This window comes from Caballeronia sp. M1242 (assembly GCF_017220215.1).
In the GTDB taxonomy this organism is placed as follows: domain Bacteria; phylum Pseudomonadota; class Gammaproteobacteria; order Burkholderiales; family Burkholderiaceae; genus Caballeronia.
Window position 1 is genome coordinate 644,145 of record NZ_CP071130.1, and the last position, 23,141, is coordinate 667,285.

The window sequence follows — 23,141 nt, forward strand, 5'->3', positions numbered from 1 at the left end:
CGGGAATGCGCCTTGCTCACCGGCTTGAAACTTCAAGCCGGAGCATATCCTTGGGCCATCCATCGCAGCAGATTCCGCTCGCCGTCCTGCCTGTCGATGCGCGCGGCATCATCGGCAACATGAAGACGGCGGCGCTGGTTTCGGTGCGCGGCACGATCGACTTCATGTGCTTTCCGCGCGTCGATTCGCCCACGCTATTCGCGGCGCTGCTCGACGACGAGCACGGTGGCTCTTTCGCGATCTCCCCGCGCGATCCGGATGCCAACGTCAAGCAGATGTATCTGCCCGAGACGAACGTGCTGCTCACGCGCTTTATGACGGGCGAGGGCGTCTGCGAGTTGCTGGACCTGATGCCCGTGCCGTCGTCCGAAGCGCGCGTGGATGCGGTGCCGAATTGCGTCATGCGCATCGTGCGCATCGTGTACGGTCGCATGACACTGAATGTCCGGTGCGATCCGCGCTTCGACTACGCGCGCGTCGCGCACACGGCACATGCGGTAGAGAAGGGCGTGCAATTCACGAGAGCCGACAACGGCACGCCGCTTGTACTGCGCGCGAGCGTGCCCCTTTCCATCGAGCATGATGCCGTACGCGCGACGCTCGACATGAAAGAGGGCGACTCGGCCTGCTTCGCGCTTGGCGCCGTCGACGACATGCCGAAGCTCGACACCAAAGAGAGGTTCGACGGCATGTTGCAGGAGACGATCGCTTTCTGGAAAGAGTGGTCGTCGCGCTCGACGTATCGCGGACGATACCGCGAAGTCGTGCTTCGTTCCGCGCTGACGCTCAAGCTGCTGAGTTCGGACGAACATGGCGCGATTGTGGCGGCGCCGACGTTCGGTTTGCCCGAAGCGCAGGACGGCTCGCGCCGGTGGGACTATCGCTACACGTGGATTCGCGACGCCGCGTTCTCCGTTTATGCGCTTTTGCGTCTCGGCTATACGGGCGAGGCCGAGCGCTTCATGCGCTGGATTGCCGAGCGCAATCGCGATTGCAGTTCGGACGGGTCGCTTGCCGTGATGTATGCAGTGGACGGCGAGCCCGCACCCGAAGAAACGCAACTCTCTGCGCTCGGCGAATCGGCGCCGGGTAAGCTCGTCGTGGGCAACGGCGCCCGTGGACAAACGCAGCTCGATGTCTATGGCGCGCTGCTCGATTCGGTCTATCTCTACAACAAATATGGCGCGGCGATCTCGTATCAGGGCTGGCGGCATGTGACGCGCACCGTCGACTATGTCGTCGAGCACTGGCGCGAGGCCGACCACGGCATCTGGGAGTTTCGCAACGGCAAGCGGCCGCTGCTGCATTCGCGGCTGATGTGCTGGGTGACGGTGGATCGCGCGCTGCGTCTTGCGCAGAAGCGCTCGCTTCCCGCGCCGCTCGCGACATGGTTTCAGACGCGCGACGACATTCATCGCGACATACACGAGCAGTTCTTCAACGAAGAGCTGCAGTCGTTCGTGCAGACGCCGGGTTCATCGACGCTCGATGCATCCGCGTTAATGATGCCGCTCGTGCGCTTCATCGGCCCGAAAGATCCGCGCTGGACCGGCACGCTGGATGCGATCGGCCGCGATCTGCGCGTCGATCCGCTGGTGTTCCGATACACGCGCGGCACGACGCTCGACGGTCTTCCCGGCATGGAAGGCGGCTTCAGCGCGTGCTCGTTCTGGTATGCGGAGGCGCTCGCGCGCTCGGGCCGCGTGGACGAGGGGCGGCTCGTGTTCGAGAAGATGCTCGCCTATGCGAACCATCTCGGGCTGTTCTCGGAAGAAGTGGCGACCAACGGCGCGGCCCTCGGCAATTTTCCGCAGGCGCTGACGCATCTGGCGCTGATCAGCGCGGCGTATCAGCTGGATCGGGATCTGGATCGTACGCATGTGCCGTGGACTTGAGGGCGGGATGTGAGCGCTTTGGCGCTGGGCGTCAGTTGACATAACACAAATTAGCGATGTTTAAGTAAGCGCCCAAAACAGAATTCGCCGCGCCCGTGAAGCATTCAGCCGAAACGGCCGGCTCATTCCGCTGGCGGCATCGGCTCCGACGCGCCGAACGAACTCTCTTGCGCCGGCGACGCGCCCGGGCCCGCCGGATTCACATCCGGCGGCGTGCCGAGCGTCCGGCTCGGCTCGCGCTCGGGCGGCGCAATCGGCTCATTCGACGGATCCGCAGCGGGCGACGTGTTCGCCCACTTCGTACAGGACCGAAGCCAACCCGCCAGCCAACGAACGCCTAAACGACTTTGCCCGGATTCAACAGCCCGAGTGGATCGAGCGCGCTCTTGATCGCACGCATCGCGTCGATGTCCGTCTCTCGACGGCTTTGCGAAAGGAACGCTCGCTTCTTGACGCCGATGCCGTGCTCGGCCGATATCGACCCGTTCAACTCGCGCGTGACGTCGTAAATGACGCGGTCGATATCGTCATGGTCGTGCTTGCCCATGCCCGGCACGTCCACGACGATATGAATGTTCCCGTCGCCCAGATGCCCGTAAATCATGACGAGCGATTGCGGCCAGTGCTCGCGCAGACGCGCCTCGCAGCGCGCGGCAGCCTCGCCGACTTGCGCGATGGAAAAGCTCACGTCGTAGGCGGCGTGGTTCGGTATGAACCGCTGATACTCGCCGGGCGCATCGCGGATCGCCCAGAACGCGAGCGCATGCGCTTCCGACGACGCAATCGCCGCGTCCGTCACGATGCCTTCTTCCAGCATCGCGCCCAGAAACTCCTCGAACGCTTCGCCGTGGCGCGTCGGATCGGTCCCGACGCTTTCGAGCAAGACGTAGAACGGATGCGCTGAACCGAGGGGCGCGCGCAGCTGCGGCAAGTTGGCGAGCACCGCATCGTGATAGCCGGCCCACATGACCTCGAATGCCGACACGCCCGACGCCAGCCTCGCCTGCGAACGCGCGAGCAGCGTGGTCACCGCGTTGAAGTCGGGCAAGCCGCACCATGCGGTCGCCGTCGCAGTGGGTTTCGGACGCAGACGCAGCACGACCCGCGTGATGACCGCAAGCGTGCCTTCGCTTCCGATCAGAAGATGCCGCAAGTCGTAGCCGCTGTTGTTCTTGATCATCTTGTTGAGATCGCCGACGACGGCACCGCTTGCCAGCACCGCTTCCAGCCCGAGCACCTGATCGCGCATCATCCCGTACTTGATGACGCGATTGCCGCCCGCGTTCGTCGCGAGATTGCCGCCGATCGAACAACTGCCGCGTGCGCCCAGATCGAGCGGAAAGTAGAAGCCCGCCGCGCTCGCCGCTTCCTGCACGGTCTGCAACGCGGTCCCGGCTTCGACCGTCATCGTGCCGGACACTTCGTCGATTTCGACGATGCGATTCATGCGATCCAGGCTCAGCGCCACTTCGCCGCCGCGCGCATTTGCTCCGCCGACGAGTCCCGTCAACCCGCCTTGCGTGACCACGGGCTGCCGAAAGCGCGAGCAAATGGAAAGCGCCTGTGCCACTTCTTCCGTCGTGCGCGGGCGAATGAGCGCAAGCGGAATCTCGCCCGGCAGTCCGCTCCAGTCCACGACGCGCCGGTCGCCGAATTCTTCCGGAAGCGCGACCACTTCCGCGCCGAGAGTCTCGCGCAATGCGCGTATTGCTTCTGTTGCCGTCATGTGCTGCGTGTCTCCGTGTGCGTTGCGGCGCGCTTGATCGAATGCGCGCCTTCGTCACCATATACCGCACCGGGCCGCGACGGCAAGCGCGCGAGCGTAGGCACCTTGCATGCGGTCATCGCGCAGCCGCGCCCTGCCCGTTCCTCGCGGTCAATTGTTCGTACACGTCATGCGACACGGCGAGCAATTGCGGACGCGGGATGGCACCGGACACCGCATAGCCGAAATCGCCATCGACCCAATAGAACACATTGACGGAGCCATCCTGATAGAGCTTGAACGCAGTCACGTCGGTGCTCACCTTGCGATGCGACACGTTGAGCGTGATGCGCTCGCCCTTGGCGTCGTGATACATGAATTGCGCAATCGGGCCTTCGTCGCCGGGCAAGAGCCGTCCGCCCATCAGATTGAACCCCACATGCGTAAGCACGGGCGCATGTACGTCGGTGCCGAGCCGGTTTGACAGCCACTTGACGAGCTCCTCTTCCTGGTCCGCGCCGACCTCGACCGGGCGCGTTACCATCGGCGCATACGTGACATATGCAATCGCGGATTGCCGCGCGAACGACTCGTCCTTCGTCAGGCTCGCATGACGAAGCGGCGCGTTGTCGTCGCCGGACGCGAGCATGTCGCGCGCAGGCGGACTCATCATGCCGGCCACGCCAATGCCTATGCCGAGCACGAGCGCCGCCGCCATGCCAGCATACTTCGGCCAGTTCGCCGCGGGACCTCGGCCGGCGTTCGCCTTTGCGGTGCGCGTGGTGCTGGCATCGGCCGCATCCAGCACGCGCGTCAAACGCTCCGGCAGCGGTTCTTGCAATACGCGATCGAAGCGATCGTGAAGCATGCCGCTCAGCGCGAAGTAATCGCTGACGCGGCTTGCGAGCGCAGGATCGGTCTCCAGCAGCCGATCGATCTCCTCGCGCCGTTGTTCGCCGAGCACGCCATCGACATAGCCTTGAATATCCTCTTCGCTGATGGGAGTCGTTTGTTTGTTCATCGCACCACCTTCAGTTGCACGCCTTCCTGCTTGCCCGCCATGAGCGCGCGTAACCTTTCGCGGCCACGCGATAGCCGCGACATGACAGTGCCGAGCGGAATCTCGAGCGCGAGGGCCACTTCCGCATACGACATCTCTTCGAGGCCGACCAGCAGCACCACCTGACGCTGTTCGACCGGCAGCCGTTGCAACGCGTAATCGAGGTCTCGCATTTCGAGCGATTGCGTGTCCCGGCTTGCCACCGCGAACTGGCTTTCGTCGAGAGGATCGTCGTCGACCGAAACATGCACCGCGCGTGCATCCGCGCGTCTCGTCTGATTTGCGAAGACGTTATGCATGATCGTAAAGAGCCACGCGCGCAGATCGGTGCCCGACTGAAACTTGTCCGTGTGCCTGAGCGCGCGTTCCAGCGTGTCCTGCACGAGATCGTCGGCGAGTTCCTGATTGCGGATCAACGCGCGAGCATAACGACGCAAGCGCGGCAGATGATCCATGAGTTGTTCGCGCACGCTCATCGGCGCACCTCGCGGGGCAGTCTTGCGTTCATCGTTCATTCCATTGCATGTTCTGACGAGCCATCGACACTTCGGCGGCACGCATGAGTCCCGGCGTGCCGGCGCGGGCTCCGATCACCGTACGAACGCCCGATGTCGATATCCATTCGACAAGACGCACGGTTCCGATTCTATGCGCGTGCCAGGTTGCACGCATGAACGACGGCGGCGCACACGTCGAGAGCAGCACGAGCGGCTGATTTCTCTCATTGCGATACGCGAACACCTTCACAGTCGAGAAGGCCCCGAGCGTGACGTTCGTCGCATCGACGGCGTGAAAGCCCGCCGATGACAGATCGGGCGCGTCCGCGATGCTCGCCGCGCGCGCTGGCGCCGCCGACTGAATCGCCAAAGCGGACACGGCTGCGCGTTCCAATGCTGCGTCCGGTAGGCGCACGGTGGCCCAGATCGCGGCGATCACGAGCGAAAGGCAACCGGCAATGGCTGCCCACAGTCGCAACCGCGCGCCCGGCCGCCGATGGCTCGTTTGCCGCGCGCTGTGTTCGTCGCTGAACATCTCGCGCAACTGCGCATTGAGCCGATCATAGAACGCCACTCTGCGCGCTTCCTCGGGCCGGCGAGCGAGATAGGCATGCAGCGACGCGGCCCGTTCCGACGCGAGCAGGCCGTCGGCGAACGCCTGTACGTCGGCTTCGGAAAGGCGAGTGTCGGAATGCGGGTCCACGGTCGTCGTCCTGCGCGCTGGAAAGGTCGTCTTCGATTGCAAACAACGTTGCGAGTCGTTTATTCCCGCAAGCTTCGAATTTTTTGTGGCGATCACGAGCCCGCATAGATGTGGCAGAAGCTGTAAGGGCCCACGCAATCGGACGGGCTCATCGACGCACTTCCCGCGCCCGACGCGGTCTTCATGCCGCCGTAACCGCCGCTCTCCGGCGTTTTCGTGCGCGCTGTCTGGTTCTGATAGATAGGGCTGATGTCCGGATACGAGGCATCGGTCACGAGACGCGAGCCGTTCTGCTCGGCCTGCACGAGTTGCGCGCGCACTTCGTCGCGCGTCAGACTTTGCGCGAATGCGCCCGTCGAGACGACGAGTGCGGCGGAAACGGCGAATACTTTGGCGATGTTCATGTTCGACTCCTTGAGAAAAATTCATTGGGCTTGCATGAAGGCAAACCGTCCGCGGAGCCGATCTATTCCAAAGAATTTAATCGACACGTTGCTGGAATAACGAGGCAAGCATTTGTGTTCGCGTCACTGATCCATCGAACAGCGAGCGAAACCCCATGAAACAGGCACCTTTCTCACTGATGAGACTCTTGCGGAGTCCAAGGCGACATGCACGCGACCTCGCGAAACTGGCGGTCATCGGCGGCAGCGTGCTCGCCATCGGCACTGCGTTCGCCTACGTGGCAGGCATCGGCGACACGCACAGACTGACTTCGACCAGAATCGTCGACACACTCGAAAGCGTGAGCGGCGTGCATGCGGGATACCGGCGCAATCATGCAAAAGGCGTATGCGTCGAAGGCTGGTTCGACGGCAACGGCAACGCGTCGTCGCTTTCGCGTGCCGAAGTGTTCAGGCGGGAGCGCACGCCGGTGACAGGTCGGTTCGCGATACCCGGTCCGAATCCGTTCGTCAGCGATTCAGGCAACCCCGTGCGCAGCCTTGCTCTCGAATTCCGGCTGCACGATGGCGAGCAGTGGCGCACTGCGATGAACAGTACTCCTGTGTTTATTGTGAACAGCGCGCAGGGGTTCTATGAGCAACTGGTCGCATCGCGTCCCGATCCGAAGACCGGCAAGCCCGATCCCGCGAAGCTCGCCGCGTTCTTTGCGGCGCATCCTGAAACCCGGCCTTTCCGCGATTGGGTCAAGGCGCACGCGCCATCATCGAGCTTCGCGAATGCCGCCTACTACGGCATCAACGCGTTTCGAGCGAGCGACGCTTCGGGCGTTACGCATGCGGTGCGCTGGTCCCTCGTGCCCGAAGCCAACTACGAGGCTGTCTCGCAAAGTGACGTCTCGCGGCACGACTTCCTCGACGAGGAACTGCGAGGTCGCCTCGCTCGCAGCCCGCAACGGTGGCACCTGATTTTGACCGTCGCGCAACCGGGCGACGTCACCAACGACGCGACGAAAGCATGGCCTGATGACCGTGAGCATATCGACGCAGGCACGCTCGTGATTACCCGCGTGAGCCCGCAAGCCGACGGCGCTTGCCGCGACATCAACTTCGACCCGACCGTGTTGCCCGCAGGGCTCATGGTCTCGGACGATCCTTTGCTCGCGGCGCGTTCGTCCGCCTATTCCGTTTCGTTCAACCGCAGAACGCATGAGGAGGCGCATCATGAAGCGCACTGACGCGAACCACTTCAGTCCGGCGGCGCGCTGGATTCACTGGCTCATGGCGGTCCTCGTGATCGCCATGTTATTCATCGGTGTCGGCATGGTCGCGACGCTATCGTCGTGGCATCAGACGTTCATCGCGATACATCGCCCTCTCGGCATCGTCATTCTTGCGCTCACGGTGCTGCGTCTTGCCGTACGCATGACGCACCGCACGCCCGCCCTCCCCGACGACATGCCGCAGTGGCAGCAACGCATCGCGCATGGCTCGCACTGGCTGTTCTATGGGCTGCTTCTCGCGATGCCGCTCGTCGGATGGTCGATGCTATCCGCAGGCGGATTTCCGATCGTCATGCTAGGCGGCGTGCATCTGCCGCCGATCGCGCCGGTGAACGTGCGCCTCTATGCGTTGCTGAGAAGCGCGCACACGTATCTCGCGTTGCTGTTGTTCGCGACCTTCGTGATGCACTTCGCCGCAGCCCTGTTTCATGGGCTGATTCGTCGCGACGGCGTGCTCGCGAGCATGGCGCGCAGCGGCCGATGACGGACGTGCGCGTTCATTCATTCGGCGAGACCTGTTCGATTGCAACCATCAAGTCTTCCGTATGGACCATGAGTTCGCGCACTCGTTGCAGCATCGGGTATTGATCCAGCACGCCGCGCCAGCGAGGCGACTCCAGCAGATCATCCCACACGGGCTCGAGCATTCGGACATCGGCTGGTCGATGATCTTGCAGCATGCACGCGTAATCGAGGCTCGCTTGCGCCGACAGCAACTGCATGCGGCTGCCCGCGCCGAGCACGCGCTGCGCCGTGTCGGCAGGCGCATCGCAGCAATAGAGAACGGTGCGTTGCAAGCCGGCCTCGTCGGTGGTCAGGCGGTGTAGCGACGAACCGCGCAAACGCACGGCGCCCTGCGCAGTTTCGAACGCGTACGAGACGTTTTCCTCGGCATGCGCAAGGAGTTCGATACCACGAAGCAGCCGGGAAAGATCGGTCGTCGCTGCATCGACAGAAGCCTTCGATTCGACAAGCAGACAGACATCCCATTCCGGCGCTTCATCGGCGTTGTTGGCCCGCTTGAGCAGCACCGCATCCCACTCGCTCTTGGCACGTTCGGCGCGACCCGGAATGGACGCAGGAACGTGCATCGAGGTCACGACGCGATACGCCGCGCGATCACCCTCTTCGTCTCCAAGACGGTCTGCCATAGCTTGCAACGCGTGACTGGCGCGCCCTTCGGCCGCTGCCCCGCGCTTCTGCGATGCGTTACCTTCCGCGGCCGCTTGCGCGCTGCCCGAACGCGGACCATGCCGGTCCCATAGCGACAAATACGCCTGCACGTGCTCATCCCGAAGCAGCGTTTCCAGACGTTGTAGCCGAAGCAAGGAAGGACTTTCGATCAGCCGCGTCAGGGCATCACGGGACTGGAATTCGTCGGCGAACTCGGGAATGGTTAGCAGGTGTTGCGCGATATCGGCAAGGCCGGAAAAGTACGGCGATGACGCATAAGCGTGCAATTGCGCCAACGCCTCGCGCTGCGCATCCGACGACGCGCGCTGTTTGCCGGGATGAGCGATGGCGTTCACACTGGCGCGAATGAATCGACGATCCTGCTTCGCGTGCGCCGATAGCGACACGTATTCACGCACTTCCGCCACGCGATGCCGGAGCAACGTGGCCTTGAAGACCGGGTCGCCGGATTGGTCGTGCAAGGCTTCTTCGATCAGCCGTGAGAGCCCTTCGACGAACGCCTGCTTCATCTCTATGGTCGGCGCTTCGCCTCGAGAGATCGCGCAGCGTGCATCTTCGATGACGGTTGCAAGCGCCGTGGCGGGTGACGGTATCGACGATCCATCGGACAAGGCAGCGAGCGCCGGCAAGCGGTACCGGCGCGCCACGACGCGCAATATTTCTCGAAGCAGAAGCGATGCACACATGAGAGCACGAGGGATGAAACGCAGCCTCGTACTTTACCTCGTCGATGCGCGGGCGGCCGCCTGCCGCCCGGCACCTCGCTGCTTGCGCTTATCGACGCGCAGTTCCCGACACGACATCGATCCACACGGCGAGCACGAGGATCGCGCCCTTGACGATCATCTGCCAGTAAGAGTCGACATCAAGCATCGACATGCCGTTGTCGAGGCTCGCCATCACGAGTGCGCCGATGATCGCGCCATACACGGTGCCGGAGCCGCCACGCATCGATGTGCCGCCGATGAAGCATGCAGCGATCGCGTCGAGCTCGCCCATCGATCCCGCAGAAGGCGAGCCAGCCGCGAGACGCGCCGTATTGACGAGTCCGCCGAACGCGCACATCAAGCCCATGAGTGCGAAGATGGCGAGCTTCACGCGGTCGGTGTTGATGCCGGAGAGGCGCGTCGCCTCCAGATTCGAGCCGACCGCATAGATGCGCCGGCCGAAGACCGTTTGCGTCGCGATATAGGTGAAGACGGCGAGCAGCGCGAGCAGCACGAGCACGGGCACGGGAATGCCGCCGTAACGGTTGAGCGTCGCGACGAACGCGAAGAGAATCACGCCCGCTGCGATGATCTTCACGGCGTCCTGCCACGGCGCGACAACCGGCAAGCCATAGCGCTGACGGCTGCGTCGCTGGCGCAAGGTCAACACGGCGAGCAGAGCGAAGAGCGCGATGGCGAGCGTATCGCCGGCCACGCGCGGCAAGTAGCCTTGCCCGATGAACACGAGTGAATCCGACACCGGGGCAATGGTCGAACCGCCGGTTATACCCAGCAACACGCCGCGATACGCCAGCATGCCGCCCAGCCCGACGATGAACGAGGGCACTCTTCGATACGTGGACCACCAGCCGTTGAAAAGACCGATGGCAACGCCGAGCACCATCACGACCAGCAAGGTCGCCGCAATCGGCCAGTGATACGTGACATCGAGGATCGCGGCCACGCCGCCGAGCAGCCCGAGCAGCGAGCCCACGGACAAGTCGATTTCGCCGGAGATGATGACGAATACCATGCCACACGCGAGCATGCCGGTAATCGACATCTGCCGCAAAAGGTTCGAGAGATTGCGCGGCGTGACGAACGCGCCATTGGTCAGGAACGAGAAGAACAGCCAGATGACGGCGACGGCGAGCAGCAGCGCTAACAGCTTATAGCGCGTGAATAGCTGCTTCATGCGCTGGCCGGCGGGCTGCGGCGCGCCCTTCTCGTCCTTGCTTGGCTTGGGCGTCGAAATGAGATCGGGAGTCATGCGAGGCTCGCTGAATCGATTGAGTCGGTTTCCTGCCGCGTTGCGATGGCGGCCGAAAGAATGTCTTCTTGCGTGAGGCCGTCGTTAAGAAAATCGCCTCGTAACTGGCCTTCGCCGATGACGAGCACACGGTCCGAGACACCGAGCACTTCCGGCAATTCCGACGACACCATGATTATGGAGACGCCGCGTTGCGCGAGTTCGAACATCAGCTTGTAGATTTCGTACTTCGCGCCTACGTCGACGCCGCGCGTGGGTTCATCGAGAATCAGCACATCGGGATTCGTCAACAGCATGCGCGTGAGTACTGCCTTTTGCTGATTGCCGCCGGACAGACTCGCGATGGACAACATTGGATGCGCGGCGCGCACGGACAGGCGCTTCATCTCGGTGTGAATGGTGTCGAGTTCCGCAGCGGTATCGATACGTCCGCCTTTAGCGAAACGCCTGAGCACCGCGAGCGTGATGTTATGCCCGACGCCCAGTTGCGGAACGATGCCATGACGCTTGCGATCTTCGGGCACCATGGCGATACCGGCCGCGATCGCGTCGCCGGGCGTGCGAATGGAAACGGGCTTGCCCTTGACGATGACCTGCGCGGCACTCTCGCCCGCGTATGCGCCGAATACTGCCTGCATGAGTTCGGTCCGCCCCGCGCCGACGAGCCCCGCGACGCCGAGAATCTCGCCTTTTCTCAGCGCGAATGACACGTCGTCCACGCGTTTGCGGTTCGGATTGTTGATATCGAAGCAGGTGACGTGACGCGCTTCGAACACCACTTCGCCGATCGGCTGCCGGTCTTGCTTCGCAGGACGCGGAAAGAGATTCGTGATTTCGCGCCCGACCATCATCGCGATGACGCGGTCGGTGGTCACGTTACGCATCGGATGCGTCGCGACGTGCTTGCCGTCGCGAATGACCGTCACGGTGTCGCACACGGCTTCGACTTCATCGAGCTTGTGCGAGATATACACGCAGGCGACGCCGCGCCGCTTGAGGTCTCGCACGATATCCAGAAGGATCTGCGTTTCCGACGCGGTAAGCGATGAAGAAGGTTCGTCGAGAATGAGGAGTCTCGCCTTCTTGTTGAGCGCCTTCGCTATCTCGATCAATTGCTGGTGGCCGCCGCCGTAGTTCATCACCGGCTGCGCCACGTTGATGCCCTGTATGTTCAGCTCGCCTAGCAGTTCGCTTGCGCGCTGATACATCGCCGGGTAATTCATGCGCCCGCCGGGCAGCGTGATCTCATTACCCAGGAAGATGTTCTCGGCCACCGACAGTTGCGGCACGAGCATGAGTTCCTGGTGAATGATGATGATGCCCGCATGCTCGGTGTCGCGAATGCCGGCCGCTCGAAGCGGCTTGCCATCCCAGATGATTTCGCCCTGCCACGTCCCATGCGGATAGACGCCCGACAGCACTTTCATCAGCGTCGACTTGCCTGCGCCGTTTTCACCGCAAAGTCCCACGCATTCGCCTTGATTCACGACGAGGTCGATGCCGTCGAGCGCCTTGACGCCGCCGAACGACTTGGCGATGCCGTGCATCTCCAATAGCGCCTGTGCCATGCTTGGTGTCCTGACTGTGCTGAACGAAGCGGGCATCGCCTAAGACAACGCCCGCACGACCATTAGTTGCCGGCCAGTTGCGCTTGCGAGTAGAAGCCGTCCTTGATGACGACATCGACGTTGGACTTGGTCAGCAATGTCGGCTGCAGCAGGACCGTGTCGACTTGCTTCTTGCCGTTGTCGTATTTCGCGTTGAATGCGGGCTTGTCGCCCTTGGCGAGATCGACGGCAAGCTTGGCGGCATCGCCTGCGATGAGTTTCAGAGGCTTGTAGACCGTCATGGTCTGCGTGCCGGCCACGAGGCGCTTGACCGCGGCGAGGTCGGCGTCCTGCCCCGACACCGGCACCTTGCCCGCGAGCTTCTGCGCGGCTAGCGCCTGAATGGCGCCGCCCGCCGTGCCATCGTTGGATGCGACGATCGCATCGATCTTGTTGTTGTTCGCGGTCAATGCGTCCTCGGTGATTCGCAGCGCCGTGGATGCGCTCCATTCCGGCACCCACTGCTGCCCGACGATCTTGATATCGCCGCGATCGATAGCGGGCTTCAGCACTTTCATCTGCCCTTCTCGCAGCATCTTCGCGTTGTTGTCGGTGGGCGCGCCACCGAGCAGGAAGTAATTGCCCTTGGGTTGCGCGTTATAGACGCCTTGCGCCTGCAATTCGCCGACCTTTTCGTTGTCGAACGAGATATAGGCATCGATGTCGGCATCGAGCACCAGGCGGTCATACGACACGACCTTGATGCCTGCCTTGTGCGCCTCCGCCACGACATTGCCGAGCGTCTTCGAATTGAACGGCACGATCACGATGACATCGACGCCACGCGAAATGAGGTTCTCAATCTGCGAAATCTGACGCGCTTCGCTTGCGTCGGCGGACTGCACCGACACTTTCGCGCCGAGCTTCGTGGCGGCCGCTACGAAATAGTCGCGATCGCGCGACCAGCGCTCCACACGCAGATCGTCGATGCAAAAGCCGATCTCGGGCTTGTCCTTGCTTGCATGCGCGAGCGGCGCCGCCAGTGAAAAGCCCGCGCACATGGCGGCGCAGACGAGCGAACTCAGTACCGAACGGCGAATGGATGATTTCATGTCTCACTCCTGTTTTGGATGGCCGCGGGCGTAGTCGTGCGAGAGCGCCCGGCGTTACATACAGTGCGCCGCGAATACGTGTCCGCAGGCGTCGCTATGATTGTTTCGACTCGAAGAGTGGCCGCTATTCGCCCGCGCTGCAATTGCGAAATCGACCGCTCGCGCTAACGTTTTTTGGCCTCGCTCAACCGTAGATCGCGCGATTGACCCAATTCTCCAGGCGCTCCTGCTGACCGCTTACGTGCCGCGGATCGATTCCGCGAGAGATGGCATCGTTCGCCAGTGCGTCGAGCGAATAGCCGCCCGCGAACACCTTGCGCCCGAATTCGGATTCCCAACCGGCATAGCGGTCTGCCTTCAGTTCCGCGAGCCGATCGTTCTCTACGAGCCTCGCTGCGCGTTCGAGCGCGATCGCAATGACGTCGATTGCGCCGATGTGGCCATGCAGCAGATCCTCGGCATCGATACTCTGCCGGCGTACCTTCGAATCGAAATTCATGCCGCCTGTCGTGAAGCCGCCGTTGCGCAGTATTTCGTATAGCGCGAGCGTGAGTTCTTCGACGCTATTCGGAAATTGATCCGTATCCCAGCCGTTTTGCGGATCGCCGCGATTCGCGTCGATACTGCCGAAAACGCCGAGCGCGAAGGCCGTCGCAATCTCGTGGTGAAACGAATGCCCGGCAAGCGTTGCATGATTGGCTTCGATGTTCACGCGGAACTCGTCTTGCAGGCCGAATTGCGTGAGAAAGCCATGCACGGTGGCGACGTCGTAATCGTATTGATGCTTGGTCGGCTCTTGCGGCTTCGGCTCGATCAACAGTGCGCCCTTGAAGCCGATCTTGTGCTTGTGTTCCGCGACCATCGCAAGGAAGCGCGCAAGCTGTTCGCGCTCGCGTTTGAGATCCGTGTTCAAAAGGGTCTCGTAGCCCTCGCGGCCGCCCCATAGCACATAGTTCTCGCCGCCGAGATCGAGCGTGGCTTGCAGCGCCTCGCGCACTTGCGTGGCGGCGAAGGCGAATACGTCCGGGTTCGGATTCGTGGCTGCGCCCGCTGCATAGCGCGGATTCGAGAACAGGTTCGCCGTGCCCCAGAGCAGCTTGACGCCGCTTGCCTCTTGCTTGCTCGCGAGGTACTCACGCATGCGCTTGAAGTTGTCGACGTATTCACGAATGCTCGCGCCTTCGGGCGCGACGTCGGTATCGTGGAACGTATAGAACGGCGTGCCGAGTTTCCCGAAGAATTCGAACGCGGCGTCGGCTTTCATGCGCGCCATTTCCATCGCATCGCCCGGCTTGTGCCACGGCCGATCGAACGTGCCGGCGCCGAACACATCCACGCCGGGCCACACGAACGAATGCCAGTAACATACGGCAAGCCGCAAATGATCGGCCATACGCTTGCCGAGGACCATCTTGTCGGCATCGTAATGCCGATAAGCGAATGGATTGTCTGAACCCGCGCCCTCGAAACGGGCGCTCGGAAGATGTTCGAGCGAAGGCATCGCGTCTCCTGTTTTCGAATGCGCGCATTCGAGTCGCGCTTTAGAGTGACGCCATGCTGCCAGCCGTGCGCCCGGTGCTTCAATTGCGAAATTCGCCAGCGCGATTAGCGATTCTTGGCAATGGGCGGAGTTGATTGACGCATGCCATTAGAATGAAGCGGCTGCATAGTCGGCAGTCGCGCTTCACATATGGAAAACCCTTAAGTCCGCTAAGAGATTTTCATGAATCGTCCGCATCGCATCGCGTTGCTGTTCAACGCAAACAAGGTGTACGACCGCGAGATCATCACGGGCATCGGCCAATATCTGCTCTCTACGCGGGTCGCGTGGGACCTCTTTCTCGAAGAGGACTTCAGGGCGCGGCTGACCGGCATCGAACGTTTCGACGGCGACGGCATCATCGCGGATTTCGATGACCCCGCCGTCTGCGACGCGCTCGCCGATTGCCCGCTTCCTGTCGTCGCCGTGGGCGGCTCGTATCACGACGCAGCGTGTTACCCCGCATCGTTGCCGTATATCGCCACAGACAACGCCAAGCTCGTATCGCTCGCCTATTCGCATCTCATCAGCGCGGGGCTGCAGCGCTTTGCGCTGTACAGCCTGCCGGAATCGAGCGAGAACCGCTGGGCTCAGGAGCGCGAACGCGCGTTTCAGGCGCTGGTCGAGGCGGACGGACTCGAAGCGGAGATCCATCGCGGTTTGCCGACGAGCGCCCCGGTATGGAGCCAGGCGAGCGCCGAGCTCACATCGTGGCTGCAAAGTCTGCCGAAGCCCGTCGGCATCATCGCCGTCACCGATGCGCGTGCTCGGCATCTGCTGCAAGCGTGCCTCATTTCAGGCATTGCAGTGCCCGAGGAAGTCGCGATCATCGGTATCGACAACGATCCGCTCACGCGCTCGCTCACACGCATTGAGCTTTCTTCCGTGATTCAGGGAACAGAGGAAATGGGACGAACGGCCGCGCACTTGCTGCATCAGATGCTCGGCGGGGCGCGCTTTGCAGGGCGGCGAATACTGGTGCCGCCCGTCGGCATCAACGTGCTCGAATCCACGCGCCATCAGCCCGTGGCGAGCCCTTACGTGATGCGCGCGCGCCATTACATTCGCCAATACGGATGCCAGGGCATCAAGACCGACCAGGTGGCCGATTACGTCGGTGTATCGCGTTCTTCGCTCGAAGATCACTTCCGGCGCGAACTGGGTTGCACCGTTCATCAGGAAATCCTCAGCCACAAGCTACAGGTGGCCAAGCAATTGCTTGCGAAACAGGACGTACCCAGTGCGGAAGTGGCGATACGCTGTGGCTTCACATCGCTGCAATACATGTACGCCGTTTTCAGGCGCGAGCTCGATTGCACGCCGCGTGAATATCAGGAACGGCTTCAGGCCACGTCGTCGCACACCGCCTGACGCCACGAAGGGTATCGACTTATGAATATCGCCGACACCGAGGGCGCTGCCCGAACGAACGCCGACCGAATCTCCGCCGAGCGCTGGGGCAGCCTGCCAGGCGGCGACAGCGTGCGTCTCTTTACGCTGCGCAACGCACACGGCATGAGAGTCGCGATCAGCGATCTCGGCGCGACCCTCGTCTCGTGGCATGCAGCGGATCGCGCGGGCCGCGTCGCCGACGTTCTGCTCGGACACGACACGCCGGAAGCCTATTTGAAGGGTCGCGCGTATCTGGGCGGCATCATCGGGCGATGGGCCAATCGCATTCGCGACGCCCGCTTCATGCTGGACGGAGTGAGTTATTCGCTGGATCGCAACGAAGGCTCGCAACATCTTCATGGCGGCGCAGCGGGGTTTCATCGGGCGATCTGGAGCGCACGCGAGATCGACGGCACACTGGTACTCACCCACGAGTCGCCCGAAGGCGACGCCGGCTTTCCAGGCAACGTCATAACGACCGTGCGCTATGCGCTCGACGACGACGGCACGCTCACGATTCAGTACGATGCCGTCGCGGACGCACCGACGCCCATCAATCTGACGAATCATGCGTATTTCAACTTGTCCGGCGACGGTACGCCTGGCGCATGCGATATACGCGGCCACGTCATTGCGATAGACGCCGATAGCTTCTTCGACATAGACGACGCGATGATTCCCATCGCTCGCGCAAGCGTGGTCGGCAATGCGTTCGACTTCCGCGCGGGCGCGCCGATCGGCGCACGACTGGACTGGCCCGATGCTCGTCTTTCACGCGCCGGCGGCTTCGACCATTGCTATATCCTGCCGCATACGAATGATGTCGGCGTGCGCAAGGTCGCGGTGCTGTACGACCCTGCGAGCGGCAGAGAGTTGACCGTATCGACGGACGCGCCCGGCTTGCAGTTCTATACCGGCAACTTTCTGCAAGGCGTGCCGGGCCGCGACGGCAAGCCGTATCGCATTCATGCGGGACTGTGCCTCGAAGCCGGTGCGTTTCCGAACCAGATCAATATGCCGGATGCGTCGCGCGTGGTGCTGAGGCCCGGAGAGCGCTACAGTCAAACCACGCGCTATCGCGTCGGCGTGCGATAGAGTCGCTCAGGAGACAGCGGGCGCGCGCACGCCCATTGTTCCCTCTCGTACCGGCGCGTTCGTTTCCTTGATGACACTCTCGCATAACGCGATGATTTGCGCCGCGCTCGCCGGATTGAATAGCGAATGGTCGATGTCCGGAAACGTCATCACGCGGACGTTCGGGTATCGCGACAAGCGCACGCCCAGCTTGCCGCAATGCGCAGCCAGCAGATCGAGCCCCGCGTCATAGCTGCCATAGACGAGCAAGGTCTTGACGCCCTTTGCATCGAGCACGCGAGCGATCGCTTGAGGCGTCGTCGCTTGCTCGATGGACGCAACAGTGGCGCTGTCGAGGCGGAACATGTCGGCAATGCGCGAACGCATGCGCGTCCCGGCATAACCCGCAATGAAGCCGAGCACGCGCAGCAGGTTTTTATCGCCGCGCAGTATCGCTTTCCATTTCTGCAACTCGAACATCGAGGCTGCGTAACCCGCCATCGAATTGCGCGTCGATTGACGCATCTCGTCCGCTGACTTGTCCTCGGGTTGCTTGAACGTCGGAATGTTTATGGCGATCACACCTGTAATGGCGGGCTCGGACGCGGCCGCTTTGAGTGCGTGATAGGCGCCGGAACATATGCCGAACGAGTAGATCGACGCGTATCCGCGTTGCGAGAGCCATCGTGCGGCGGCCGCGGTATCGCGTGTCGCGACCGGATGATAGATTCGACTATAGGGCGTATCGGTCTGACCCACGCCGGGTGCAGCGGGACTATCGCCGCGGCCACGCGCATCGAAACGCAACGAAGCGATGCCACGTCTTGCGAGATCGCGCGCGATGCGCACGGAGAGCCGGCTGTCACCGACACGCGAACTCGCCGATGTATTGGCAAGCAAGAATGCGGACCCACGCGACACGGGACGGCGCGGCTCGCACATGACGCCGATGAGACCGTCCTCGCCTATTCGAACAGGCCGCTCGATGGCTTCGGGCGTTTCAATGCTCAGGTCGTCGGGCCATTCAAACGGAATCGACGGTGCGTTGTGAGAATCGTGCGTCCCGTCGGCAAGCCACTGCACCGCCTGCGCGAACGCTGCATGCGGCATGACCGTGAAGGCTGATTCCTGAATGAATCCGGTCAGGTCGTCGAATGTTTGAACCTGTACATCGACATCGAGCGAAGCAAGCGCATCGCGCAACGCGTCTTTCGAGCCGACACGTCCATGCATTAGCAGCACGCGAGGCGCCGGAGCGATGCCGGACTGTTTGACGCTGGCCGCCAGATCGACGGCTTCAAGATCACGCCTGAAGTCTTCGCCATAGGTTTGACCGAGAACGTTCAGCGGACCGTCCTGCGGCTGTACTTCGCGCAACGGCGCAGCGAGCTTTTCGAGCCAGGTCTTGCGCGTCACGTTCAGTTCGCGCATGTACGTGCGCCCGCTCACAACGGGCGCAAGCAGCACGAGTTCATCCACGGGGCGGCGCAGTGCCGCATGCAACGCGAACGCGGCGCCCACTCGGAAACCACAAAGCGCCACATGCTCGACGCCCGTCTGCTCTCTCAGGAAATCGACTGCCGCGCCAATGTCATCGACTGCCGACTCGAATTGGCCCGGCGCCGCGTCGTCGCCGATGGAATCCCCGGTGCCGATGTAGTCGAAACGCAAGACCCAGAGACCGCGAGCCGCGAGCAGCTCCGCAAGCAGACGCAAGCCGCTATAGGTCCAGACATACTCATGGCCATAGGTATTGCAAAGCACGACGCCCCGCTTACCCGTTCCTGCATGCAGCCACCCCAATCGCCCACCGAATACGACCGGTTTCATTGTTCTGTCCTCGCTCTGGCGACGTACACGAATCCCAAGGGAGGCCCCCGCTTCCCTTTTGCTCGCCTTTTGCTGCGGGATTCGTCGTGCGAGATCCGCAGCGTCGGTGTGCTGGTTGCCGCGATTATATTGAGCAAGTCGACTTCGCAATGTCGGCTTCCGACATTTCGGTTGAATACGCTAGTGTTTGGCGGCTATGGCGGCGCTTGAGTCATTGTGGTGTGGTAGACGAAGGGATCGTCCGCATGCTGTCTTTACGTCAGGCGGCCATCGCAGGATTGACGGCTTCTTGCGCAGCAAGGCGCGCATGTGCGTAGACACGGTCGCGCTCGCGCGCGACAAGGGCCTTCTTCGAGGCCACCGTCTGACGATGAAATCTCGGGTCGCCCATCATTGCGACGTATTCGCCGCGACGGTAGCGCAAATAACGCTGAAAGAACTCGGCTCCGGGCAAGCCGCTGTCGAGCGCGAGAAGCACGCCATAGTCGATGTCTTCGACGTCCCCAAGCGCCTTTACTGCAGACTCTAGAGCGGCATAGCGCTGTGCCAGCGGCACGCTCTTGTCGCACAACGCATGGAAACGCTGATAAGTGAGCAATTGCCGATGTGAGGCACAACGTCGCAATGCCTTCGCTAGTTTAAGACTCAGTTCGGTTTCCACTTTCCCTCCCGCAATATCATGGATCGCAGGCGCACGACTGCGCGCCATCGGCTAAAGCCGATGGCGGTTGATACTGGCCTGCTTCAACTGTCAAAGCAAAGAGAAATGCCGATATTCACAGTCATGCCGTTAAACGACTGCCACGGCGAATGAGCGTCGATTCGCTTGACGCGAAGATTGAAACGCAGTCAATGAGTGCAAAGTTCCGTGAGCATTACGTCAACGTTCGGCATGAGACTGTCAGTGCGAGACAATCATTAACGATGAACCCTGCGCCACCGGGCAAGGACATTGTTGGTTCAACTCGATGGTGTTTACATGCTAGCAAACATATCGCGGCTAACCAAGAAGAGATTGCTGTTTTTGCAGGCTGATACTTTTCATCAAACTGTCAACCGGTAGTTCTTCCTTCTGTCGCAAGGGGATGAGGCCCGACCGTTTGTACTTAAACGACGCGATAGAAGGTCAATGGAGATTATCTATATTATTCGCGCCGATTAACCATCGCTTATTGAACAAAGGTTGATGGAAACCGCATCAATCGCACTGTATTGACGTGGGTAGTCTCAATGGTCGCTTCGGCGGAGGGAATCGAAACAGTCGTGAAGCGGGCGCAGCCGGGCTCATTGAATGAGGGTCGCCCATAGGCGCGACGGGCTGCGCGAAGGCATACAGTCAACGCCTCGCAGCAACCCGCCGTCAATGCCAGGAATGTCGCCGGAGATCAGTGCCCGAAATAAACCGGCTTATTCGCATCGTTCATCGGCCGCAATGCGCGCATGCCTGCGGCGGAAGTTCCATTGTCGACGCCACCGTATGCGCTGCGCTCGCCCTGCATCGCACCATTCTGGCTCGATACGCGTCTTTCCGCGTTCTGCACATCGCTCGGATACGTCGTGGGATCCGCTTGCGCAGGGTTGTAGCCTGCGGCTTCTACCTGCCGCAAATCCTGCTGCACCTGCGCGCGCCCAACGGCAGAGTCGGTTTGGGCGAACGAAAGCGCCGGGGCAACGAGCACAGCGGCAGCAGCGACTGCTTTAACGATGGACTTCATGACTGATCCTCCGGTTGTTAGACGGCGCGCCAGCATTTCTGCGCCTGCTCCCAACATTTAGCATCGGTCGTTCCTGCGCTGCCTGCCGCCTTCTCATTCCGCCTTGGCTTCGATTAGTTTGACCAGCACGTGAAGCATGCGGTTAGCCGGCGTGGGCACTTTCAGCGCTTCGCCGCGCCGAACGATCAATCCGTTAAGGTGATCGATCTCACTATGTTTGCCGCGCGCCAGATCCTGGGCCGTGGACGAGTACTGATTCGGCATGGTTTCCGCAATGCGGCGCACTGCTGCATCGACATCGCCGGGGAGCGTCACGCCATCGGCCTTGGCGACGGCAACGCACTCGTCGATGACATCGCGCATCGCGCGCGTGACGCCCTCGCCCTGAACCAGTCGTCCATAAGGCACCTGTGCAATGGCCGAAAGCGCGTTGTACGCACAGTTGAGAACGAGCTTCGCCCATAACGCGCCGCGCACGTTGTCCGATATCTCGGTAGGCACATTCGCGGCGGCGAACATATGCGCGACGTCTTCGCTTTTGCTTGAAGGTTCGATGACCAGTTCGCCGCGCCCATGGTGACGCATATGCCCCGGACCCGCCATTTCCGCAGCGACATAGACCACTGCCGCCGCGACTTCTTGCGGTAGCAACTGGCGCAAGCGCTCGGCATTGTCCACGCCGTTTTGCAGCGACAAGACCAGCGCGCCTGCATCGAGATAGGGTTTGAGTGCCTGTGCGGCGCTGTCCGTATCCGTCGACTTGACGCAGAACAGAACCAACTGCGCGCCCTTCGCCGCGCTCGCGTCTGTGCTGGCCAACACGCGGACGTGCTCATCGAAAGTCTGGGTGTCAAGCCTCAAGCCTTCTCGCTGGATCGCTTCGACGTGTTGGGGCCGTGCAATGAGCGCGACTTCATGTCCCGCGCGCGCAAGCATGCCGCCGTAATAACAGCCCACTGCGCCCGCACCCATGACAGCAATCTTCATGTTTCGTTTCTCCTGGTCACTGCATCACGCGAAGTCCGTTCGCTTTGCAACGGGAAAATAGCACAACACCGCTAATGGCTTCCGGCACAGGGCTTCACTCGCAAACGCTTGCGCTCTGCATGCAGACGCAACTTTGTGGGACGACGCACGATAGTCAGTCGAATTCGCAATGAACCATATTGTTAAAGCATGCCGAGGGACGATACGCTTGCTGCAGCGGATAGACGGCGCGTTTCTAGACCATGACCGACCGCTGCGGGGTATGTGCTGCACGCCTTGCCGGCGAAGGGTGCCGGGAAGGAAGGCAATGTAGGGAGACCAACTTACGGCGCGCCGAGGCGCCGCATAGGCAGGATGAGCGGTAGCGGCCCGGCAACGGGCGACGCGCAGCCGGAGCGTGGGGTGTTTTCACGAGAACAAAAAATGAACCATGGATATGAAGCATCGCTCGTCAAGCGCGTGGTGAACCAACTCGTCGCGGGCATTATCAACGGAGAATACAAGGACAACATTCTGCCGCCTCAAATCCTTCTATCGCAGAAGCATGGCGTCTCGCGCACCATCATGCGCGAGGCATTGAGCGTCCTTATCTCGCGGCGCATGTTGGATGTACGGCCGAAGACAGGCACGCGCATTCGGCCTGCGCACGAGTGGCTCATCATCGATTCCGAAGTGGCCGAGTGGCGCTTGCGCGCCCTGCCCGATCCGGACTGTCTGCGACGGCTCGTCGAATTCCGCTCGCTCGTCGATCCGCCGGCAGCGGCGCTTGCGGCAGCGCGCGCGAACCGGCATCAGCGCATCGGCATCAACGCCGCGTTTCAGCGGCTCGTGCATGCGAGTCCCACTGAGCCCTCGCAGGCAACCTCGGAAGAAGCGTTATTGACCGCTATTGTCGATGCAAGCGGCGACGAGATTCTGCGCCAGATGGGTAGCGTCGTGCGTGTCGCCATGAGGACGATCAAAGCCACGCTGCGCAATCACCCTCAGGGGCTTCTACGCATGCCCGAGTCCGAGATCAGCGATTACGGCAAGGTCGTGCGCGCCATCGACGCAGCCGATGGAGAAAGCGCGCGAACCATCATGTCGCACATGCTCGAACGTACTGCTTCGTTGTGGATCGAAGAAGCCGTGTGATCGCCTCTGCCTTTTCCAATGCGAGTACAGGAATCAATGACTACAATGGATCGATGATTCGGTCAGAGATTCGGTGTGCCAGCCGCTCGGCATTG

General features: G+C 61.7%; 21 protein-coding genes. 7 read left to right on the forward strand and 14 right to left on the reverse strand.

What is annotated here, in order from left to right; all coding sequences use genetic code 11:
- Positions 1 to 50 precede the first annotated feature (50 nt).
- Positions 51 to 1,895: a glycoside hydrolase family 15 protein gene (locus JYK05_RS16440; protein WP_241269991.1), complete on the forward strand. Its 1,845-nt coding sequence runs from the start codon at positions 51 to 53 to the stop codon at positions 1,893 to 1,895.
- Between the two features lie 337 nt (positions 1,896 to 2,232).
- Here JYK05_RS16440 and JYK05_RS16445 read toward each other — a convergent pair whose 3' ends face one another.
- From JYK05_RS16445 to JYK05_RS16465, 5 genes are all read right to left on the reverse strand, one after another.
- The gene (locus tag JYK05_RS16445) at positions 2,233 to 3,621 is read right to left on the reverse strand and encodes an FAD-binding oxidoreductase (protein WP_206469517.1); all 1,389 of its coding nucleotides are present in this window, start codon (positions 3,619 to 3,621) and stop codon (positions 2,233 to 2,235) included.
- Positions 3,622 to 3,736: 115 nt separating this feature from the next.
- Complete coding sequence (locus JYK05_RS16450; protein WP_206469520.1) at positions 3,737 to 4,621, reverse strand: anti-sigma factor; 885 nt, start codon at positions 4,619 to 4,621, stop codon at positions 3,737 to 3,739.
- Positions 4,618 to 5,136, reverse strand: coding sequence for a sigma-70 family RNA polymerase sigma factor (locus JYK05_RS16455; RefSeq protein WP_206469523.1), 519 nt, complete (start codon positions 5,134 to 5,136; stop codon positions 4,618 to 4,620). The genes JYK05_RS16450 and JYK05_RS16455 overlap by 4 nt, the downstream gene beginning before the upstream one ends.
- A 28-nt stretch (positions 5,137 to 5,164) precedes the next feature.
- The gene (locus JYK05_RS16460) at positions 5,165 to 5,860 is read right to left on the reverse strand and encodes an anti-sigma factor (protein WP_206469525.1); all 696 of its coding nucleotides are present in this window, start codon (positions 5,858 to 5,860) and stop codon (positions 5,165 to 5,167) included.
- Positions 5,861 to 5,952: 92 nt separating this feature from the next.
- Positions 5,953 to 6,264, reverse strand: a complete 312-nt coding sequence (locus JYK05_RS16465; protein ID WP_206469527.1) for a DUF4148 domain-containing protein — start codon at positions 6,262 to 6,264, stop codon at positions 5,953 to 5,955.
- 179 nt (positions 6,265 to 6,443) lie between these two features.
- Between JYK05_RS16465 and JYK05_RS16470 the strand changes: the two genes are divergently transcribed.
- Both JYK05_RS16470 and JYK05_RS16475 read left to right on the forward strand, forming a co-directional pair.
- On the forward strand, positions 6,444 to 7,499 hold the full coding sequence (locus JYK05_RS16470) for a catalase family peroxidase (protein ID WP_206469592.1): 1,056 nt from the start codon (positions 6,444 to 6,446) through the stop codon (positions 7,497 to 7,499).
- Positions 7,486 to 8,028, forward strand: coding sequence for a cytochrome b (locus JYK05_RS16475; protein ID WP_206469529.1), 543 nt, complete (start codon positions 7,486 to 7,488; stop codon positions 8,026 to 8,028). The genes JYK05_RS16470 and JYK05_RS16475 overlap by 14 nt, the downstream gene beginning before the upstream one ends.
- Positions 8,029 to 8,041: 13 nt before the next feature.
- Here JYK05_RS16475 and JYK05_RS16480 read toward each other — a convergent pair whose 3' ends face one another.
- The 5 genes from JYK05_RS16480 to xylA all read right to left on the reverse strand — a co-directional run bounded on the left by JYK05_RS16480 (position 8,042) and on the right by xylA (position 14,875).
- Entirely contained in the window at positions 8,042 to 9,424 is a 1,383-nt protein-coding gene (locus tag JYK05_RS16480; protein WP_206469531.1) for a 3-deoxy-D-arabino-heptulosonate 7-phosphate synthase, read from the reverse strand.
- A gap of 88 nt (positions 9,425 to 9,512) precedes the next feature.
- Positions 9,513 to 10,715, reverse strand: a complete 1,203-nt coding sequence (locus JYK05_RS16485) for a sugar ABC transporter permease (RefSeq protein WP_206469533.1) — start codon at positions 10,713 to 10,715, stop codon at positions 9,513 to 9,515.
- Positions 10,712 to 12,283, reverse strand: a complete 1,572-nt coding sequence (gene xylG, locus JYK05_RS16490; RefSeq protein WP_206469534.1) for a D-xylose ABC transporter ATP-binding protein — start codon at positions 12,281 to 12,283, stop codon at positions 10,712 to 10,714. Before xylG ends, JYK05_RS16485 begins: the two co-directional genes overlap by 4 nt.
- A 62-nt stretch (positions 12,284 to 12,345) precedes the next feature.
- Positions 12,346 to 13,374, reverse strand: coding sequence for a D-xylose ABC transporter substrate-binding protein (gene xylF / locus JYK05_RS16495; protein WP_206469536.1), 1,029 nt, complete (start codon positions 13,372 to 13,374; stop codon positions 12,346 to 12,348).
- Between the two features lie 184 nt (positions 13,375 to 13,558).
- On the reverse strand, positions 13,559 to 14,875 hold the full coding sequence (gene xylA, locus JYK05_RS16500; RefSeq protein WP_206469538.1) for a xylose isomerase: 1,317 nt from the start codon (positions 14,873 to 14,875) through the stop codon (positions 13,559 to 13,561).
- A gap of 222 nt (positions 14,876 to 15,097) precedes the next feature.
- On the opposite strand from xylA, the gene JYK05_RS16505 reads away from it, so the two are divergent.
- Together JYK05_RS16505 and JYK05_RS16510 are read left to right on the forward strand one after the other, a co-directional pair.
- Positions 15,098 to 16,285 carry a DNA-binding transcriptional regulator gene (locus tag JYK05_RS16505; protein WP_206469540.1) on the forward strand — a complete coding sequence of 396 codons (1,188 nt, stop codon included), beginning with the start codon at positions 15,098 to 15,100 and terminating at the stop codon, positions 16,283 to 16,285.
- Positions 16,286 to 16,306: 21 nt separating this feature from the next.
- On the forward strand, positions 16,307 to 17,401 hold the full coding sequence (locus tag JYK05_RS16510; protein ID WP_206468301.1) for an aldose epimerase family protein: 1,095 nt from the start codon (positions 16,307 to 16,309) through the stop codon (positions 17,399 to 17,401).
- A gap of 6 nt (positions 17,402 to 17,407) precedes the next feature.
- On the opposite strand, the gene JYK05_RS16515 is transcribed toward JYK05_RS16510, so the two are convergent.
- Both JYK05_RS16515 and JYK05_RS16520 read right to left on the reverse strand, forming a co-directional pair.
- Positions 17,408 to 19,210: an alpha/beta fold hydrolase gene (locus tag JYK05_RS16515; protein WP_206468302.1), complete on the reverse strand. Its 1,803-nt coding sequence runs from the start codon at positions 19,208 to 19,210 to the stop codon at positions 17,408 to 17,410.
- Between the two features lie 259 nt (positions 19,211 to 19,469).
- Complete coding sequence (locus JYK05_RS16520) at positions 19,470 to 19,871, reverse strand: hypothetical protein (protein ID WP_241269919.1); 402 nt, start codon at positions 19,869 to 19,871, stop codon at positions 19,470 to 19,472.
- A gap of 149 nt (positions 19,872 to 20,020) precedes the next feature.
- Between JYK05_RS16520 and JYK05_RS16525 the strand changes: the two genes are divergently transcribed.
- The gene (locus tag JYK05_RS16525) at positions 20,021 to 20,245 is read left to right on the forward strand and encodes a hypothetical protein (protein WP_206468303.1); all 225 of its coding nucleotides are present in this window, start codon (positions 20,021 to 20,023) and stop codon (positions 20,243 to 20,245) included.
- 350 nt (positions 20,246 to 20,595) lie between these two features.
- Here JYK05_RS16525 and JYK05_RS16530 read toward each other — a convergent pair whose 3' ends face one another.
- Together JYK05_RS16530 and JYK05_RS16535 are read right to left on the reverse strand one after the other, a co-directional pair.
- Positions 20,596 to 20,982, reverse strand: coding sequence for a DUF4148 domain-containing protein (locus JYK05_RS16530; protein WP_371826426.1), 387 nt, complete (start codon positions 20,980 to 20,982; stop codon positions 20,596 to 20,598).
- 36 nt (positions 20,983 to 21,018) lie between these two features.
- On the reverse strand, positions 21,019 to 21,912 hold the full coding sequence (locus tag JYK05_RS16535; protein ID WP_206468304.1) for a ketopantoate reductase family protein: 894 nt from the start codon (positions 21,910 to 21,912) through the stop codon (positions 21,019 to 21,021).
- A 423-nt stretch (positions 21,913 to 22,335) separates the two neighbouring features.
- Here JYK05_RS16535 and JYK05_RS16540 point away from each other — a divergent pair, with 423 nt between their 5' ends.
- The gene (locus tag JYK05_RS16540) at positions 22,336 to 23,046 is read left to right on the forward strand and encodes a FadR/GntR family transcriptional regulator (protein ID WP_206468305.1); all 711 of its coding nucleotides are present in this window, start codon (positions 22,336 to 22,338) and stop codon (positions 23,044 to 23,046) included.
- Positions 23,047 to 23,141: the final 95 nt, after the last annotated feature.

Coding starts and splice junctions, on each gene's coding strand:
- JYK05_RS16445 (WP_206469517.1), bottom strand. CDS start 3,621: ATGACGGCAACAGAAGCAATACGCGCATTGCGCGAGACTCTCGGCGCG.
- JYK05_RS16450 (WP_206469520.1), bottom strand. CDS start 4,621: ATGAACAAACAAACGACTCCCATCAGCGAAGAGGATATTCAAGGCTAT.
- JYK05_RS16455 (WP_206469523.1), bottom strand. CDS start 5,136: ATGAGCGTGCGCGAACAACTCATGGATCATCTGCCGCGCTTGCGTCGT.
- JYK05_RS16465 (WP_206469527.1), bottom strand. CDS start 6,264: ATGAACATCGCCAAAGTATTCGCCGTTTCCGCCGCACTCGTCGTCTCG.
- JYK05_RS16470 (WP_206469592.1), top strand. CDS start 6,444: ATGAGACTCTTGCGGAGTCCAAGGCGACATGCACGCGACCTCGCGAAA.
- JYK05_RS16475 (WP_206469529.1), top strand. CDS start 7,486: ATGAAGCGCACTGACGCGAACCACTTCAGTCCGGCGGCGCGCTGGATT.
- JYK05_RS16480 (WP_206469531.1), bottom strand. CDS start 9,424: ATGTGTGCATCGCTTCTGCTTCGAGAAATATTGCGCGTCGTGGCGCGC.
- JYK05_RS16485 (WP_206469533.1), bottom strand. CDS start 10,715: ATGACTCCCGATCTCATTTCGACGCCCAAGCCAAGCAAGGACGAGAAG.
- xylG (WP_206469534.1), bottom strand. CDS start 12,283: ATGGCACAGGCGCTATTGGAGATGCACGGCATCGCCAAGTCGTTCGGC.
- xylF (WP_206469536.1), bottom strand. CDS start 13,374: ATGAAATCATCCATTCGCCGTTCGGTACTGAGTTCGCTCGTCTGCGCC.
- xylA (WP_206469538.1), bottom strand. CDS start 14,875: ATGCCTTCGCTCGAACATCTTCCGAGCGCCCGTTTCGAGGGCGCGGGT.
- JYK05_RS16505 (WP_206469540.1), top strand. CDS start 15,098: ATGAATCGTCCGCATCGCATCGCGTTGCTGTTCAACGCAAACAAGGTG.
- JYK05_RS16510 (WP_206468301.1), top strand. CDS start 16,307: ATGAATATCGCCGACACCGAGGGCGCTGCCCGAACGAACGCCGACCGA.
- JYK05_RS16515 (WP_206468302.1), bottom strand. CDS start 19,210: ATGAAACCGGTCGTATTCGGTGGGCGATTGGGGTGGCTGCATGCAGGA.
- JYK05_RS16525 (WP_206468303.1), top strand. CDS start 20,021: ATGAGCGTCGATTCGCTTGACGCGAAGATTGAAACGCAGTCAATGAGT.
- JYK05_RS16530 (WP_371826426.1), bottom strand. CDS start 20,982: ATGTTGGGAGCAGGCGCAGAAATGCTGGCGCGCCGTCTAACAACCGGA.
- JYK05_RS16535 (WP_206468304.1), bottom strand. CDS start 21,912: ATGAAGATTGCTGTCATGGGTGCGGGCGCAGTGGGCTGTTATTACGGC.
- JYK05_RS16540 (WP_206468305.1), top strand. CDS start 22,336: ATGAACCATGGATATGAAGCATCGCTCGTCAAGCGCGTGGTGAACCAA.